A 17,680-nucleotide genomic window follows, 5' to 3' on the forward strand; every position below is an offset into this window, starting at 1 on the left:
TGGGTTCCGATAACGCTGTTATCGAGAACCAACACGTAAAGATTTGGCAGCTGCCAAACATCGATAACGTTCGGCGATAGTTTACATAACGCTGCGTTGATGTATTCGGGGCACAAGTGCCCCAACTATCGCCTCCCTATAGCAAGGTCAACGAGGCGGCAGGTAGCCACACATATTCGGGCAATTCGACTTGCCCTGCGGCCAACGGCCGGTGGCGAAGAGCAGAAACATGTAGCAAGTCCTACCACGTAGTGGAGCCAGCGTCGCAAAGGCTATGGCGGCCGAGGACTTAGGCAGGTATGGGGTTTCTCGCCTTGTGCCCGTGCTCTTCATGAACGAGACACCGTTACAGGCAATCACGAACACAAGTCAAGAAACGGGCATGCCGACCTTCGCCTTGAGCTTGTGGCAAGAGATAATAGAAGACGGCGAGGGTCAGCATACGCCCGGCACCTAACACCACCGAAATCAGTGGTGTTAGGCTGATAAGAAGGGTTTTCTACTACTACTGGGTTCCAGTATCGCACGCAAATCGGGGCGGTCAAGGCGGCGGAGCTAGTAAGTGCCGCCTGTGCCTCTGGGGTCGTGAGTGGATAACGCTGTCCCTCGTTCGCTACATTGTTGCTGCCCCCGCTATAGACATAGTAGGGCTAAGCCCTTTGCTTTTCAGCCTAAAACGGCATGAAAAGGCACTGCTGCCATCGTGGGGCTGCAACAGTCGCTCATAGCGGTAACAGCATTTCTGCTCGAACTCCCAATTTTGAGCGTTGGAACAATGTACAACTTGCAACATTGTCCAACGCCCAAAATGACACGCCCGTCTCAAATGCAACTATCCAGCCAGTAGGCGTATCCGTATCGGTAACGAGCGGGGGTTAGGTCAGCATTGATCAGATGGGGGGTGGCAATCGCCCTCACCCCCCATGCCCCCGCTGCGATCTTTGAGCACTTAGAAAGGAGTGCGAGATGAGCGTCTATTGTGGGAGTTGCGGTCACGTCATCGGCGAAGACGACGAGGTCTATTGTGGGAGCTGTCACAAGTCAGAGCTTGACGAGGCCAACGAGACTTATTGGAGCCGAGTTGACCGACTGCACAAGAAGATTACATGGCTACGGTCGGAGCTCAGGCGAGCCGAAGACTGGTACAGACAAGGTGAAGAAAGGAAGTGTTGGTGATGACAGCACGTTGCGAACGGTGTCTACGTCCTAGGTTTGATGTTCTCATCTGCTGTAACTGCGGTAAGGAGAAGAGCTACCATGAGATCATGCTAAACAACGCATGTACCACAGAAAGGGGGTGAGGCTATGACCAGGCCGTTGGTTCTCATGCCATCGCCCCCTGCACCAGAAGTGCCAGAACCTAAGCCAATAGAAGTCTTTCAGAAGCGAGCAACAGTGCGCAAGTGTTTTGGCGCACCGAAGTTGACTGCCAGAAAATGCTTGCGGTGTAAGGACTTCGACCTTTGCTACCACCATCACCTGTCAACCGTCAAACAAGGGAGGATCAGACTGCTATGAGACGACCCAACTGCAGACCAGCACAGAAGCCCTCGTCAAACAGTGGCGATATCGCCATGTCCACTGCCCGATGGGACCAGCTGTGATCCTGAACCTCTTCTGTGACCACCAAAACCTCCACGCCAAGGTCCGACTGGTCGGTCGGAATCTCATTTTCGGGACCGGGCCTCTCAATCACGAATTCAGACGCTTCACGCCGCGCAGCAGGCACTACATCACTGACTACCCACTCGCTTGGTGTGCACCATACATCACACCTCAGGAAGGCGGCTTCAAGCCAGCAGCATGACCAATCAGGGGCGCTCGAAAGGGCGCCCCACAAACCTCAATGAAAGGACATCCTATGAACCACAATGTTAAGAAAGCCCTCGATGAGATAGTCGATCTCTTCAAGTCAGGTGACATCGGTGAGAAAATCGCCATCGCCGCGTTCCCCCCCTTACTACGTCCCTTGCCCGAAGCGGAGCCTCACCAACGAACTGCTCTGTCTCATCCACGACACGAATGATGCCCGAGACTTCAGGCAGTGAAAGGCAGCCGGGATGCACATCAAAAAGCGAGCCACTTGCTTTCGCATACTCGTCCCGTGTCACAAGAGGATCGAGCACGAAGAAACAGGCGAGGAGGTCGTGGTCCTCGTTGGCTTCAAGACCTCTCTCAGGAGAGCTGCGGTCGCTGAGTTTCGATTCCTTAACTTATGACATTGCTTTGCGAGCAAGCCGGGTGCGCTGTGGATTGACGTAGCTTCAATCAAGAAACTGCTTGGTCACACTTCACTAGGCATGACTATGCGCTACAATCACTTAAGCGACCAAGAGGTCAGAGATGCCGTCAATCGGCCTTCCACAGTCATTGCCGCAAGATGTTGCTGCTGAGGGGACAGGGGAACAAAGAGCACGCACACGCCCTAGTTAGGGTTGTTGGCATCAAAGAGCTTTGCTACAGTGCCCTAATCATAATGCGTTCCACCGGACAGTCTCAGTGCAAAACCCAAAATTCAGCGTCGATGCTCTCCGAGAGAATTCTCGGGACTCCTTTGAGAATGCAGAATGCTTGGGGCAACTACGAGCTTCGATTTGAGGTTATGTCTGCCGTTGACGCCGCCCGGAGGCTATTCGCACCAGATCGATTCAATGGGGCCCTCGTGCGTGAATGGTGCGTCAGCCAAGAGCCTGTGGCTGTTTGTCTTAGCCAACCAGGCTATAGAAACTGCGGGTGTTCTTGGGTGCCTCTTCCGGAGTGCCAGGTTGCAGGGAGATGCAGTCTGGAAGTGATTAAAAGGGCGGGGGAGACTACAATCTCGCACAAAGAATCTATTGCTCACAAATGACGTTTCATGAGGTTACTGTGTGATGCTAGAAAGACCCTTGGGGCCATTTCTTCTTATAGACGATGATATTTATCTTCTTCCGAAGCTGACAGAAACCCTTCGGGCCATGGGCTATGTGGTTGACCCAGCCCAATCACCCAAAGAAGCACTGGAACTGTTGGCGGCCCAAAACTACACGTTGGTTATAACTGACCTGGCGATGCCAGGAACAGAGGGCCTCTCAATCTACGAGTCGATACGAGAGGTTGACCCAGTTGTCCCTGTAATCATCATAACCGGCTACGGTTCCCCTGACGAGGCGGCATTGGCGATGAAGATGGGATGCACTGACTATCTGCGTAAGCCTATTGATCCTGACGAGTTGGTTTTCCGCATTGAGAAGGCGCGTCATCAGTCAATGATGCAAGCGGAGGTCGTGTCGCTCCGTGCACAGCTCAAGCGGTCCGTGACAGAGCAAACCATAGTCGGCGCCTCTGCTGCAATGCGGCTGGTCATGGACAAGATCGCGATGGCTGCAGATTCAGACGTTACCGTTCTGATCAGGGGAGAGACCGGAACGGGGAAGGAACTGGTGGCAAAGGCCATACACAACAGCGGTCCCCGAGCCAAGCACCCCTTCGTTACAGTGGCCTGCGCAGCAATCCCACAGACACTTCTTGAGGGGCAACTGTTCGGTCACAAGAAAGGCGCCTACACGGGCGCGGATAGAGATCAGGAGGGCCTGATAGAGTCGGCAGAACGCGGCACGCTGTTTCTTGATGAGATTGGTGAGGTTGATGCGGCATCACAGGTGAAGCTGCTGAGATTCCTGGAGTCAGGGGAAGTGAGACCATTGGGCAGCACTAAGATGCACATCTTGAGCGTTCGAGTGGTCGCGGCGAGCAATCTTGACATGGAGCAAGCCATGGAGAAGAACCTCTTCAGAAAGGACCTTTTCTACAGGCTTAACGTATTCCCCGTTACTCTGCCGCCTCTGCGCGAGCGCAAGGAAGACATTCCACTACTTGTGAGGCATTTCGCCGAACTTCATAGCCCTGAGCTCTCGGGCGAAAGCAAAACCTTCTCACCTGAAGCCATTAAGAAGCTACTTGGCTATGACTGGCCGGGAAACGTGCGGGAGCTTGAGAACAAAGTTCGTCAGGCGATCCTGCTCACGCATGAGGAGGTTGTGAGACCCTCTGCTGTTGAGCTTTCAGTTCGGAGGAGGCCGGGGTCGAGTGCAAAGTTTGCTGAGGTGAAAAAGGAAGCGATGGACAGGGCTGAAAAGCAATTCCTTAAGGAAATGCTCGACAGGGCCAACGGGGTCATCATGTTGGCGGCGAAACTCGCGGGATTGCACCGGAAGAACTTCTCGATTCTGATGAAAAAGCACGGAATACGAGCGGAAGAATTCCGTAGGCGAAAGACGCGGGGAGACGGTGATTCAGGGCTTAACTCATGAGTATGTGGGAAGATTTTGCTCAGAAGTTGTTCGATGGGAGATATGAGTTTCTTAGCCTTTTGGGCAAGGGCTCATGGAGTGAGGTTGTGCGCGCCTTCGATAGGACCCGTTCAAGTGAAGTGGCTGTGAAGCTGCTAATGGATCGAGCCGGAGACGATGTTCTAGCCGACCGTTTTTCCCGCAGCGAATTCAGGGCAATGGCCAACATCGACCATCCAAATGTGGTCCGCGTTCTGGACTTCGGGCAAAGCCCCGAAGGGATTCGCTATTACACAATGGAGATCGTGCCTGGCGAGGCGCTCTCGGAGTATGTTGGCGAGCTTCGAGGAAGACGTTTTGAGAATGTCTTTGAGGGTCTGTGCCGCGCACTGTGGGCGGTTCACACGAAGGGATGTCTGCACTGCGACGTGAAACCTGACAATGTTATGCTCGTCTCGAAACAGAGGAAGTATGAGCCTGTTCTGATGGATTTTGGCCTGAGTATCGATCTCTCAGCCGGATCTAAGGCCTCTCCACGCGGTACGCCCCTGTATGCGGCTCCAGAGATGCTAGCAGGGCTGGAGGTTGACGCGAGAGCTGACATCTATTCGCTGGGGATGACACTGCTGGAGGTGTTAACGGGCAAGCTCCCGTTTGAGGGCCTGAGCCTCTCATCTATTCTATCAGCAAAGGGCTCGAACGAAATGACAAGGGAATCACTAGCTAGGGTCCCTAAGCGCTATAGGGATAGTATTGCTATGATGACTGCCCCCGACCCGAGGGACCGGTTCCCGTCCTGCCTTGCCGTTCTTAACACAATGGCTGCGAAAAGCAGCCGTGACACAGACCTGCCCTCACCTCCACCTGTTCAACGCCATCTTCTTCGCCCTGATTTGATTGGAAGAACAAAGGAGTTAGAAGCGATCACGCGGAGCGTAGATGATCTTGAGAAGAACAAGGGAGGCTGCATACTGATACAGGGGGCGAGGGGGACCGGCAAGACCCGTCTTCTTGAGGAGGCAAGGTATTACGCGCAGCTTTCAGGTGCAAGGGTCGTGGCGACGACCGACCATCCAGGCTCTACACGGGGGCCATCGCTCTTTTCTACCCTTAGAAGCGCCGTGAACCTGAAAGAGCCCAATGAAGAGAGTCGGAATCACTACGAAATGCTCGTTCGTCAGATACGGACGCTGTCCAGGGAGCGCCCGCTGGTGCTTCTGATAGACGATATACACAAGCTCGAGACGAACGACGCCAAACTGTTGACTGTCCTTGCTCATAGAGCAGCTAGGGGCGGGTATTTGATTGTCTCATCTATGCCCGTCAGAGCATATCACAAGGGGTCTGATATCGATCTTTACCTTGACGCTTTGGGCGACGAAGAAGGCTTCGTCCGGCTCAAGCTCGATAGCCTCGAGCTAAAGGATGTGCTTAGATTGTGTGAGTCAATGCTCGGTTCCACTGACAACATGGCAGATGTAGCTGGGTTCTTGATTGCCCGAACCGGCGGGAACGTCGGAGCGTGCGTAGAGCTGTTGAACACACTCGCCCAAGAAGGTCGTCTGAACCATCGTCTGGGACAGTGGTCGGTGACCTCCGACGGCGCTGGCCAAACAAAGAAGCGGGGGCGGCGTTCAGCAGTCAGACTTAACAGCGTAACAACAGGGCTCCGGACCGTTCTACTCACCGCCGCTATCAGTGGCCCCAGAGGGCCCGCCTCAATAGCACTGCGGACTACTGGCCTCGCCCAAGACGAGTTTGCAGAGCAGGTCCTTCGGCTTGAGAGCATGGGCATTCTGGTCTGGGAAACGGTCCGCAACCAGGCCTTTCTCCGTTTCTTAGACCCTACACTTCCAGTTCGTCTCATTGAGAAAGCCGATCGCGATCTTGTTGCCCAACTGAGCGGCAAAGCCACTGAGGTGCTACTTTCATGTTGGTCAAAGGGCCAACCATTTGATCCGGTCCGGCTGGTTGAACACCTTAGCCGGGCGGGGCGCCCAAGAGAAGCATTGGAGGTAGCGATCACAGAAAGTGAGCGGCAGGAATCCGACGGGGCGTATTGGCTTGGTATACAGCTATTGACGCGCGCGTTGAGGATTTCCAGGTCTCTGTTGAGCCCGGATGTCTTGCGAGAGACCGAGCTTCACGTGTCGATTGCCAGGATGACGAGGTCCCGGGGCGACGCGAGTGCTGCTCTGGATCATTGCGAGAAGGGGCTCTCTCTGCTACGAAGGGCGGGTCTTCGCGGCTCCGACACCAAGATATCGACAGCTGTTCAATTGGAGAGGCAGGCGGGACTGTGCTGTGAGGACTTGAGCGAATATGATGGAGCGATCGACCATTATCGGCAAGCCCTGTCGTTGCTTGGTCCCTTCTGCCAAAATCCCGAGCACAAGAGGCGATGGATGGAGTTGCAGAGCCTGTTGGGTTGGACACAAATGCTGGCCCGTCGTTATGACGAGAGCGAGAAGACGACTAAGGAGCTGCTCAAGCACGTAGATGCGGAGTCGTTTCCCGAACAAGCCATACAGGCACTTAATATACTCGGATGGATCTGTTTTTATCGAGCCAAGCCGCAGGAGGGTCTGAAGTACTTCAGACGAGGGCTTTCTGAAGCTCACGGAGACTCGTTGTCCGCAGATGCAGAGTTTCAAAGTCTCACGGGCGCTGCTTCAGCCTCGTGGCTCATGGGGCAATGGACCGATGCGGTCTCCTATTATCAAAGGGCTTTAGACCTTGCGGAACGCAATCGGAATCCGGCTCTTAAGAGCAAAGCGATAGGTAACCTTGCAGTAGCCGAATACCAGCTCGGGAAGCTCCGTCTAGCAGAGAAACACTTCAGGGAGTTTCTTGCTCTGGCCATTGAGGGGGGGCTAATAGAAACCTATGTCATCGCTCTCGGCAATCTTGGCGCTTTGCTCAGGGACCAGGGCAGAAATGAGCAAGCTCGGGAGCTACTGGAGAAGGCCCGACGAATTGCCCGCAAGAAGCACTATGACCGCCATGTGCTCCTGATCGAGGGGAACATAGGAGAGCTAATGCTGAACAAGGGAGAATACAAACGCTCCGAATCACTCTTGCGAAAAGTGCTTCAGCGCGTGCGTAAAGGCGGCTACGCCGACCTCGTTCCAGAAGCATACCGAAGAATGGCCTGTGTGGCCCTCAAACAGGGATCTTCGCGGCGTTTCGACTATTACGCTCGAAAGTGCGAGGAATGCGCTCAACATGTTGGTGACCAGCTCGAGCTATGTTATCTCGAACGACTGAAAGCGCATTGCTACATCCTTCGGAACCAATACCAGAAGGCAGAAGAGACATTCAGGAATGTCGCGTCCTCATTTGAATCAAGCGGGGCATCCTTCGAGGAGGCACTCACCAAACTTCAATGGGCGGAGCTGTGCCTGAAGGAAGGAAGGGTAGCTCAGACAGAGCAGCTGTTGTCAGGGCTTGAAAGTGTATTCGACGAGGCCGGAGCGACTAGACATCTGGACAGAGTGAGAAGCCTGCGACAAGAGCTCTCTCAAAGGATAACCTGCTCAGATGAGATCGCTCATGTACTTAAGGCCTTTAAGAAGCTGCGAGCCTCCGATGACGTAGAGACGGCGCTTCGATCGGTCGCGCAAACTATGGTCCTGACGACCGGCGCCGACCGAGGTCTGGTCATTGGCCTCAATCGGCGCGGTATGATCCAGTTCGAGGCGTCCGCCAACTTCGCAGGCGCTCTGGAGCAGGACCTTAATGTCTCATCCAGAATTCTAGAGTATGTAGCGAAGTCCCGTGAACCGCTTCTGATCGAGTCGGCGATGACAGACCCCCGTTTCCTGGACAGTTCGAGCATTCGTAGTCTTCAGCTTGGGTCGGTTATTTGCGTTCCGGTTTTTGCAGGAGATAACGTGCAGGCCGTCTTATACGCGGATGGCAAGAAATCCCACCTCTTCCGTGAGCATAGGGATTTCTCCCTTATGCAGCTCGTCTCGCACCACGTTGGTCTGTTTCTGGACAATCTGAGAATTCGCAGTGAGAATCAACTTGTCGAGGAACTTATTACGTGTCTGGCACATGAGATGAGGTCGCTTCTGAGCGCAGTTCTCTGCTCTCTGAAAATGATGACCATGCCTTCCAAACAGCCGTTGTCCTACCACGTTGGGTCCGCTAACGAGCAGGTCAGAAGGCTCTCACGACTTGCCGACGAGACTATCGACCTCATAAGGTGCAAGAGTCGTTTCCGTGACCTCGGTTCAGAGAGAATCGATATGAATGCACTGATTCGCCATACGGTTAAGGCCTTGGAACTCATTGTGCATGAGCGACGTTTGTCTCTTGACCTCGAGCTCTGGGACGGTTTGCCCGCCGTAAAAGGACAAACGGAAGCATTGGAGCAGGTGGTGGCTAACCTGGTCACAAACGCCTGTAAGTACACGAGCTCAGGTGGCGCGATCCGCATAAAGTCTAGATTGAGATCCAGCGTGCGTGATCAGTCAACATCCGGCTCATCGTATTTATACTTAAGCGATGACAGAAACTGGAAGGGCTCATTCGTAGCGATTAGCGTAATCAACGATGGTGAAGGGATGGACGAAGCCGAATGCGAACGTGTCTTTCAGAAATTCGCAAGGGCTCGGAAGGTGGAAAGCGAGAGACGTGTCAGCGGCTCCGGGCTGGGACTTTACATCTGCCGCAAAATCGTCGAACAACACGGCGGTCGCATCTGGGCCACGCCCCAAAAAGGCAAGGGAACCGACATAACATTCACCCTTCCAATCGCCTCGCCTCCGGAAGTAGCGTAGCATATACCGTCTCAGACAGGGCGTTTATCGAAACTGGCTTCGTCAGAAGCCCGACTTGCTTGTGTACTGCTGAGGCCCGGGCTAACTGCACAACGCGAGAGTCCTCACTCCCGATGAAGACAACGGGAATCTCGGGACCGATATAGTTAAGCAATTGTACTATTGAGGGATCCTCTTGATGACCCGCATCATGAACGTCCCAAAGCACAAGATGGCACTTACAGGTTCTCAACAAGACTGCTGCCTGGTCTGTGCTCTCGACGTCTGCCACTACACAGCCCAGCGTCTCCAGGGTCTCTGATATCCTTTCGCGAAAGTCACAATCATGAGCTATGAATAGAACGGTCTTAATCATCTATGGATTGGCCTCAATAGATTGGTGTAGATGGGTTGACAAACCAGGGCACGAAAGCAACTGTTGCGGTTGTCCCGGTTGCCCTAAGCGGCATGACTATCATCTTATCGCCGTGCATTTGCAGGGTCCCTGGTATCTCCTCGTTCTTAAAGAACAATTCTCCACCTTTAACGATATTTGTAATCACGAAACCGAATTCAGGATTCAAAGTGCTCGTTGTGGCTGATGTGAAAGCGCATCGGCCATTGGACGAGGTTATCTTGGAGTCGTTACCGACCGCCGAGCCTTCCCAGTAGCCATAAACCGTAGCGCCCGATGCGGGTTCCGAAGCCCCGGATGTAATCGTGCTGACCGTAACTTGCGCCTCAGCATAGTGAGTGCCACCTCCACCATCCTTGACTGTGATCTCGACCGACGTCTCGTACTCTGGGAACTGAGGAATGATGCTATCTAGGGCGAACTCGAGAGCCTTGTTAACATCTACAAGCCCGAACCCCGTCTCGCAATCGAATCCGTTGATGCTGGAGGGGTCGATAATCCCTGATACATCCTCGGGGTCCCAGACGATCTTGGAGGAGGTCCCTTTGATGACAGCCAATGTCTCATCCCGATCAAGCCCAAGCGACATCAATACGCCCGCGATGCCGGATACCTGAGCGGCCGCTCCGGATGTGCCAGATGCCCACCAAAGGTCCCAACATCCTGAGGGTGACCCTCCGTCGAAGCTCTCTGCGAGTATTGCCTCCGGATACAGGTCCTCGTCTCTGTCCTCGGAGTCGCCCCCCGGCGCAACCACGTCTAAGGCAACGCCGTAATTGGAGTATACCGACAAAACTAGATCTCCGGGATTCTCCTCAGGAAGCGTAGCGCCGACGGCTAGAAACTCGTTATAGGCGGCGGGGAACTTAACGTAGGGGAGGTCGGCATTACCCGCTGAGCCGATCAGGACCGTGCCGCTAGTGGCCGCGTATGTAACGGCCTCAGCCAGAATCTCGCTGTGAGAGTAATACCATGAGAAGCCCGCGCTGCAGTTGATAACATCCGCACCATTGTCCACCGCGAAATAGATGCCCTCTACCAACGAGGCGGTATCGCCGCTTTGATACTCCCCGAGAACTTTGACCGGCATGATCTTGCAGCCAAAGGCGATCGAGGCCACACCAGTCAAATTGTTGGTAGACTGAGCGATAACGCCGCATACAAACGTGCCATGACCGTTGTCATCATTAGGATGATAATCGTCATTGACTGCGTCATATCCATCCACGAAGACTATGTTATCGAAGTCAGGAGCACGCTCGTATTCATAATTATCATCTTCATAGTTCTCATAGGCAACGCCCGTATCTAGCACTGCTATGACGGCCGGCGCTGCAAAGTCTGCATCTTTGAGGAAGAGGTCCCACGCGTCCCCATATCCGATAGTCGGCAGATTCCATTGGAGCCAGAACCACTCGTCATTGGGCACTGAACAAGCATGGCATTTATAAACCGGCTCCGAACGACGAACTCCAGGGACCTCTTTAGCGTTAGCAATTGCGATTCTCGGGTCCGTATTGCCAGGTGCCTCAAGCCTAAGCACGCAGCTTCGGGGATAATGGCGAGTCAACCGGAAGCCCTGTTGGGAAAGGTTAGTGCAGAGATATTGCAGCTGCTGGCATGCAATTCCACGTTCGTACTGGACAAGAATCTGCCCAGGTAGGACGTCAGGCTCTCCGCACTCCTTCCCAACCAGGATCGTTGTGTAACTGTGGAGTAGCAACACAGTAACAAAAACAATCAAGCAATTTCTAAGTCTCATCTCATCCTCCCTCTAACTCACCAATGTTGACATTCCACACTCAGTATCCTCTATTTCTCTAGCATTTTGCGTGCCAAAGCAGGTAACGATGTGACGAGACCGGTTCGCCAAGGCGCCTGACTGCTGAAATCGCCCGTCTATCGGCGGATCCGTAGACTGGTGCGATCATGCGATTGCTGAACCAGATTGCTAGATAGGTAGCGCCCTGCTCACGGATTGAGGTGTGCTCACCTCGCTAATGAGGCGCTAGCGCCTCCTATCGGTCACTGGAACTAGCCTCCGGGGAGTGTGAGGGCTGAGCGAAGTGCACCCATGCACCCAGTCTCAGAACTGAGATTTCACGGTGCCGAGCCTCTGTTCAGCATGTGTTCGGGTCTTTGAGCTAGCAGGGCGGCCTACGAGGTTCACAAGCGAGTTTGCCTCGCCGAATATCGCTCCCGCGAGGCAACCAGCCAGAGATTGTCGAACACATGGTCGTCGTCACCATCGGCTCCCTGTTCGGCGTTAAACTCGAATCTGCCCGCAAAGTCCATGACCACCTATTACAGCACACCAAGAACCCAGTAACCGAGGTGGTCAAGCTCCTGAGCATCATCGAGAAGGTTCTTAAGGCTATTATCATCGACAAGAGCTTTTCTGAAGCCGCATAACACACGACAGCACAGGCGCACCGGACAGCTGCGTTGTTGACATGGGCTATCACGACATAGCCAGAGGATAGGGCGGCGAGGAGTATTCCTGAAAGGGGACGAGAAGCGCCTCCCCTGTTGATATTAGTCGTGTGGTGCTATCCCACCACGTCCGTCAGTAATGGAACGGTCGGGTGTTGACCGACCTATCGGCGTCTCTCGCCTCGAAGGACAGCAACACAAGACCGCGCCCGCCCACCACCCGCAAGAGAGCCATCAAACATCCCCAAAGCCATACTCGATTACGCGCCCCGCAACCCACATATTTTCTCGTCTCGGGCGATATCTAGGCTGACTCATTCCTCTTTACCACTCAAATGACCTCATGTATCTTGTCCCAAACTGAGCGTAACTGTCCTATATGGACGGCTACCCATGCCAAGACCACGATCTCATGGAGGAGAGGACGATGGCCTTGCTCAACAAGCAGCAGTGCAAACGGGCGATTGATGTCATGCACGAATGCCTGTCGGCAAGCGATGAACATGGCCGTTCCGGCGAATTGATTGCGAATCCGATATGAATGTCCTTCTAGTTGAGCCAGACTACCGCCGTCTCACTCCGGCGAGGATGCGACAGGGTCGGCTCGGAACGAAGAGGCTACGCCACGACGAAACGCTCTGGTATCCTCCCCTTGGTTTGATGAAACTATCCCGGTTTCACAAAGACCGGGGTGATAACGTCCGGTTCGCATACGGCTGTGACCACTCAGTTCTCGATGAGCTCTGGGATAGAGTCTACATAACTACACTCTTCACTTTTGGATGGGAGCGCACGATCGGAACGACGAACTTCTACAAGGATGCCACAGGCGGGATTGTCGGAAATGTCTATATCGGCGGCATAATGGCCTCTATGATGCCAGAGGATGTGCACGAGGCGACAGGCATCTTCCCAATCTGCGGCATTTTGGATTCCGCTCACAAGATCGGACTTCCCGACAAAACGAACATAGACCTTCTACCTCCAGATTACGACCTCATTGACGGAGGTCTGTATGCCATCAACGAAACGTACCATGGCTATACCTCGCGTGGATGTGTGAATCGGTGCGGTTGGTGCGCAGTACCCACGCTTGAGCCCGATTATGTGCCCTACATTGACATCAAGCCAGTCATCCGCGAACTGCGTCGGAGTTATGGTGATAAGGCCAGACTAAAGCTGATGGACAACAATGTGCTTGCCTCTCCGAGACTCAGTGATATCGTGGCAGACCTCTGTGAATTGGGCTATGCGAGGGGATGCCATACGGATGCTGAGCCGAAGAAACAAAGAACAGTCGACTTCAATCAAGGACTGGACGCAAGTTTCGTAACTGACGAAACGATGCAACTCCTTTCGCGACTCAACATCAGACCATTCCGGATAGCCTTTGACAGTTTAAGGGAGAAGCCGGTCTACCTGCGCGCGATTCAGGTCGCTAGGCGATATGGTTTCACTGACTTTTCCAATTATATGCTGTATAACTGGCGCGACACGCCCAGAGATATGTATGAGCGCCTTATTGTCAATATCCGCCTGAACGCTGAGTGGAGAAACGACCAAACGGGATTACCGGAAGCAACCGTCTATAGCTACCCAATGCGCTACGCACCCATTAATGGTGAAGATGGCTCGCCAAATGCGAACAGGCGCCGGGATCTTGAGCCCCCTAGACCAAAGCATGAAGTGAATTTCCTCAGGAATCCAGTATGGACAAGGCGATTCATAAGGAACATGGAGATCATGAAGGGTGCGGCGCATGGGGCGATCTCAACGGTGCCCGGCCTGGCTCTCAGGACGATAGGAGAATCGTTTGAGGAGTTCGTCGCTAACCTTTATATGCCCGAAGTGCTTATCCGCAATAGGAACAAGCACGAGAGGCGAGTCTACACACGGGAGCCAAAGCGCTGTCCTGGAACGGGCATGGTCGAGGAATTCAGGGATTTCATTCTCTGGCTATTGAAACACCCAGACAGTGCTTTCTGGGAGTTCCACGAGGCCGTGTCGCAGAACACGCGATCTGCGGTTAGAGAGTACATGAAGCGGTGCGAGAACAAGGAGATTGAGAAGTGGCTGGAGCTTTACCTACAGAGATAGACCGAGAACGTCCAGTTATGGGAGCTGCAGGCAAAAGGCTCTTGGAGGCCATCACAACAGGGATGTATGACGACCCTTTGATGTCCATCAGGGAGTACATCCAGAACGCCACGGACGCGATAGATACGGCCGTGGCAGACGGCTTTCTCGCCCCAGGCGAAGAACGCATCTCTGTATCGATTTCCGGCAGGAACCGCACGATCACTGTGGAAGACAATGGATGTGGGGTCCCAGAAGCGCGAGTTGAGCGTGCTCTATGTGATCCAGGATATAGCGAGAAGCAAAGCTGCACTCACCGGGGATTCAGGGGCATTGGGCGCCTCGGTGGTCTAGCTTACTGCAAGCGTCTTATCTTCACTACACGCGCATCCCCCAAGGAAGTCGTTACGGAGGTAGAGTGGAATGGATCCGACCTCCGCAGAGTTGTCGATGATAAGAATGATTCGGCCGACCTGGCCTCGGCAATCGCGGCGTTGGCAGTGATCAGGACTCGCAAGGCAACGCCGTGCGAATCTCACCGCTTTTTCCGCGTAACGATGAAAGATGTATTTCGTTTCTACGATGATTCGATCCTTAACGTCAGGGCGATCCAATCCTACCTTAGTTCGGTGGCTCCGGTCCCATACGACGAAGATGGTTTCTCCTTCTCTGATAGTGTAAAAGACCACTTCGCGGGTATGCCCGGTTGGCGGAGCTATAGAATATACGTAAATGGCCGGCAGCTCTTCAAGCACTATCGCGATGAAGTGCGGCTTAGTGAGACGAAATCTGACCGTATCGCCGGCGTAGAGGCTTTCGAAATCAGAGGCATAGACGGTGGGCTAGTTGGTAGAGGATGGTATGCGCTCACAGGACTGCTGGGTGCGATACCGCGAACGGAGCCTGTCCGCGGAATACGTGCTCGCCAAGGAAATATAGCATTCGGAGACGAGCGCTTTTTCGAAAAGGCTTTCATCGAACCTCGCTTTGCGCTCTGGCACATGGGCGAGGTTGAACTCTCACACAATGTTCGTCCCAATGCCAGACGCGACGGTTTTGAGCAGACGGCTTCCTACGAGAGGCTGTTGGCCCATATGGCCATTCTTGGGAGGGAGTTAAGCTCACGATGCAGGACCTCCTCAAGTCTTCGTAGCCAAGAGCGAACGCTCAGCTCCATACTTAACGAAGTTGAGCGACTCATTTCTAGCTACCCAATGTTCATTGACAACGACCATGCTACATCTGTGGCGAACAAGGCCTCAGTCCTCCTTGGCAAGGCGCGCCCTGCCGCCATGGACGGCATGAAGGAGAAGGATGTTGGAAAGCGATACCTCGCTCTGTCACGCATGCTACGAGCAGTCCAGAAGCGACCGCCGCTCATATCAGATTGCATCGACGAGAGGCTATTGGGAGAAGGATGCACCAAGAGGTTTCTCGAGGATTTATGTCGTCGCATCTTTGACACATTGGGCCCAGACGGCACCCCCGCCAGCGTTCTATCGTGCATCCTGATGCCATATCTAAAGGAGGGTGTTGAAATGGCTTTGAGCAGTCGAAAAAACGGACATGGACACGAAGGCGAGCATTTTTCCTAGGCAGGTTAAGGCTTTGAAATGAGCGTTCCGCGCAGTTCGCAGATAGGCCATGCAAAATAATCGGAGGAGTAATTCATGATGCACGAGTGTGAATTCCAGATGCTACCGATTGAAAACGTCCATCTGGACTTCGAGAATCCTCGAATCAAGCAATTCACCGAGATGTATGGTGATGATCTAACGCACGAGCAGATATACCTCGCATTGAACATAAGCACGGGCGCGGAAGGTGCATCTTTTACAACCTTTCACAGCTTAGAACAGTCGATCCGAACACACGGTCGCATCATTCATCCGATACTTGTGAATAAGGAGGTAGATGGGAAGCTTGTTGTAATAGAGGGAAATACAAGGGCGGCAATATACAAAAGCTTCCTTGAAAAGGGCTATCAGGGGGGGTGGGACACAATCCCCGCCATGGTCCATGAGAGGCTAGATCAAGCAGAAATCGATGCCATCCGGCTCCAGAGCCACTTGGTCGGACCTCGTCCATGGGATCCATATTCCAAGGCTAAGTATCTTCATTATCTGCGAAATGCAGAGCATCTGACAATGGCGCAGGTTGTCGACTACTGTGGAGGAAGGCGGTCGGAAGTTCAGACGTATTTGGCAGCATATGAAGACATGGAGGCATACTACCGCGCTAACCTTGGAAGCGATGATGAATTTGATGCGAGTCGGTTCAGCGCCTTTGTGGAACTCCAAAGGCCCAATGTGAAGAGGGCTATATTGAGGGCTGGTTTTGATTCCTCCGATTTCGCTAGATGGGTCATAGAGAAGCAGATCTTCCCCCTAAGCACGGTCAGGATGTTGCCCCAAATACTCGCGAACAAGAGGGCAACGGAGATTTTCCTGAGCGACGGCGCCAGGGAGGCCATCAAGGTCATTGATGCACCGATCTCGGACGAGGTCATCAGAGATGCCTCGCTCGAGGCGCTGGCCCGCGAGGTCATCAGGCGCGTGCGGTCCATGCCGTATTCAGAGCTAAATCTGCTGCGCGAGGAACCCGAAGGCTCGCGGGTGCTGGCGCTGATGGAGGCTAGAGATGAGCTCGAGGTTCTATGCCAAGACATTGTGTCTGATGAGCAGATATGAGCGAATCGGTCGTTCATCAGGTGTTGGTAAAGCGTATGGCAGACTGGGTCGCTGAAGAGCTGCTTGGTGGGAATTCCGCGTCTATCCTCCTTGATTCGCCTTCAATTAAGCTGACTGGTCGGCCACCGACCATCAACGGACATGTGCCGGACCTTTTTGCGGACGACAAAACGTCAAGATTGCTGGTTATCGGTGAGGCGAAATCAGCAAGGGACCTCGAAACGGACCGATCCGAAAAACAGATCATCGCGTTCTTGGAGTACTGCTCGATCCACAAAGACGCCTTATTCGTGCTAGCAGTGCCATGGCATAGAACTAGGTTGGCCCGAAACCTATTGCGGATATGGAAAGGCAGGATGGGGTCGCAATCGGTGTCGACCGAGGTCTTGGACATGTTGCCAGGATGAACCGATGGCTGCGTCCCCAGGCTGCGCTTCTGTTGGATCCTGCGTAGGTCGATATGCAGAAAATTAAGCTCAAACGCGAGCCTGATTTGGCACCCAAGCACCGGGCCTTTGCCTACCAAGCCGAGGCTGTTGAAGCCATACGCGACTTGGAGTATGCCGCCGTGTTTCATGAGCAGGGGCTGGGCAAGACAAAGATCGCAATAGACCTCATGCTCTATTGGCTGGAGAAAAAAGAGGTTGATACGGTCTTATTCGTCGTGAAAAAGGGACTGTTGGACAACTGGAGTCGCGAGCTGAGCTCTCACACGTCTATCGTTCCTCGCGTGATTTCACAAGACCGGAAGCTCAATTTCTACGCTTTCAACAGCCCTGCGCGGGTGATGCTTGCCCACTATGAGGCTGTGAGAAGCGAGGAGGAGCGCTTGCAGCTGTTTCTGAAGGCAAGACATGTTGCTGTCATTCTGGATGAGTCAGCCAAGATCAAGAACCCAGAGTCTGCTCTCACCAAAGTGTTCCTAAGACTCGCCCCGATGTTTGCAAGGCGGATCATAATGACAGGAACGCCCGTCGCTAATCGCCCATTTGATTTGTGGTCTCAGGTGCATTTCTTGGATCAAGGGGAGAG

General features: G+C 53.6%; 11 protein-coding genes. 8 read left to right on the forward strand and 3 right to left on the reverse strand.

Annotated features, from left to right (window positions below; translation table 11 throughout):
- Positions 1 to 1,504: 1,504 nt before the first annotated feature.
- Complete coding sequence (locus tag VM163_11615; GenBank protein ID HUT04523.1) at positions 1,505 to 1,696, reverse strand: hypothetical protein; 192 nt, start codon at positions 1,694 to 1,696, stop codon at positions 1,505 to 1,507.
- Positions 1,697 to 2,870: 1,174 nt separating this feature from the next.
- On the opposite strand from VM163_11615, the gene VM163_11620 reads away from it, so the two are divergent.
- Both VM163_11620 and VM163_11625 read left to right on the forward strand, forming a co-directional pair.
- Positions 2,871 to 4,289 (forward strand): sigma-54 dependent transcriptional regulator, encoded by a 1,419-nt coding sequence (locus tag VM163_11620; protein ID HUT04524.1) that lies wholly within the window; start codon positions 2,871 to 2,873, stop codon positions 4,287 to 4,289.
- Positions 4,290 to 4,291: 2 nt separating this feature from the next.
- Positions 4,292 to 9,055, forward strand: a complete 4,764-nt coding sequence (locus VM163_11625) for an ATP-binding protein (GenBank protein HUT04525.1) — start codon at positions 4,292 to 4,294, stop codon at positions 9,053 to 9,055.
- Here VM163_11625 and VM163_11630 read toward each other — a convergent pair.
- The gene (locus VM163_11630; protein ID HUT04526.1) at positions 9,018 to 9,410 is read right to left on the reverse strand and encodes a hypothetical protein; all 393 of its coding nucleotides are present in this window, start codon (positions 9,408 to 9,410) and stop codon (positions 9,018 to 9,020) included. The genes VM163_11625 and VM163_11630 overlap by 38 nt on opposite strands.
- A gap of 13 nt (positions 9,411 to 9,423) precedes the next feature.
- Complete coding sequence (locus VM163_11635; GenBank protein HUT04527.1) at positions 9,424 to 11,211, reverse strand: S8 family serine peptidase; 1,788 nt, start codon at positions 11,209 to 11,211, stop codon at positions 9,424 to 9,426.
- Positions 11,212 to 11,627: 416 nt separating this feature from the next.
- Between VM163_11635 and VM163_11640 the strand changes: the two genes are divergently transcribed.
- The 6 genes from VM163_11640 to VM163_11665 all read left to right on the forward strand — a co-directional run.
- Positions 11,628 to 11,861 (forward strand): hypothetical protein, encoded by a 234-nt coding sequence (locus VM163_11640; GenBank protein ID HUT04528.1) that lies wholly within the window; start codon positions 11,628 to 11,630, stop codon positions 11,859 to 11,861.
- 558 nt (positions 11,862 to 12,419) lie between these two features.
- A complete protein-coding gene (locus VM163_11645; protein ID HUT04529.1) occupies positions 12,420 to 13,979 on the forward strand; it encodes a hypothetical protein in 1,560 nt (519 codons plus the stop codon).
- 17 nt (positions 13,980 to 13,996) lie between these two features.
- Positions 13,997 to 15,553, forward strand: coding sequence for an ATP-binding protein (locus VM163_11650; GenBank protein ID HUT04530.1), 1,557 nt, complete (start codon positions 13,997 to 13,999; stop codon positions 15,551 to 15,553).
- Positions 15,554 to 15,628: 75 nt separating this feature from the next.
- Complete coding sequence (locus tag VM163_11655; GenBank protein ID HUT04531.1) at positions 15,629 to 16,648, forward strand: ParB/Srx family N-terminal domain-containing protein; 1,020 nt, start codon at positions 15,629 to 15,631, stop codon at positions 16,646 to 16,648.
- Positions 16,645 to 17,055, forward strand: coding sequence for a hypothetical protein (locus tag VM163_11660; GenBank protein ID HUT04532.1), 411 nt, complete (start codon positions 16,645 to 16,647; stop codon positions 17,053 to 17,055). The genes VM163_11655 and VM163_11660 overlap by 4 nt, the downstream gene beginning before the upstream one ends.
- Positions 17,056 to 17,108: 53 nt before the next feature.
- On the forward strand, positions 17,109 to 17,680 hold a 572-nt coding region (locus VM163_11665), incomplete at its 3' end, for an SNF2-related protein (GenBank protein ID HUT04533.1).

The sequence above is a fragment of the bacterium genome (assembly GCA_035527515.1).
In the GTDB taxonomy this organism is placed as follows: domain Bacteria; phylum B130-G9; class B130-G9; order B130-G9; family B130-G9; genus B130-G9.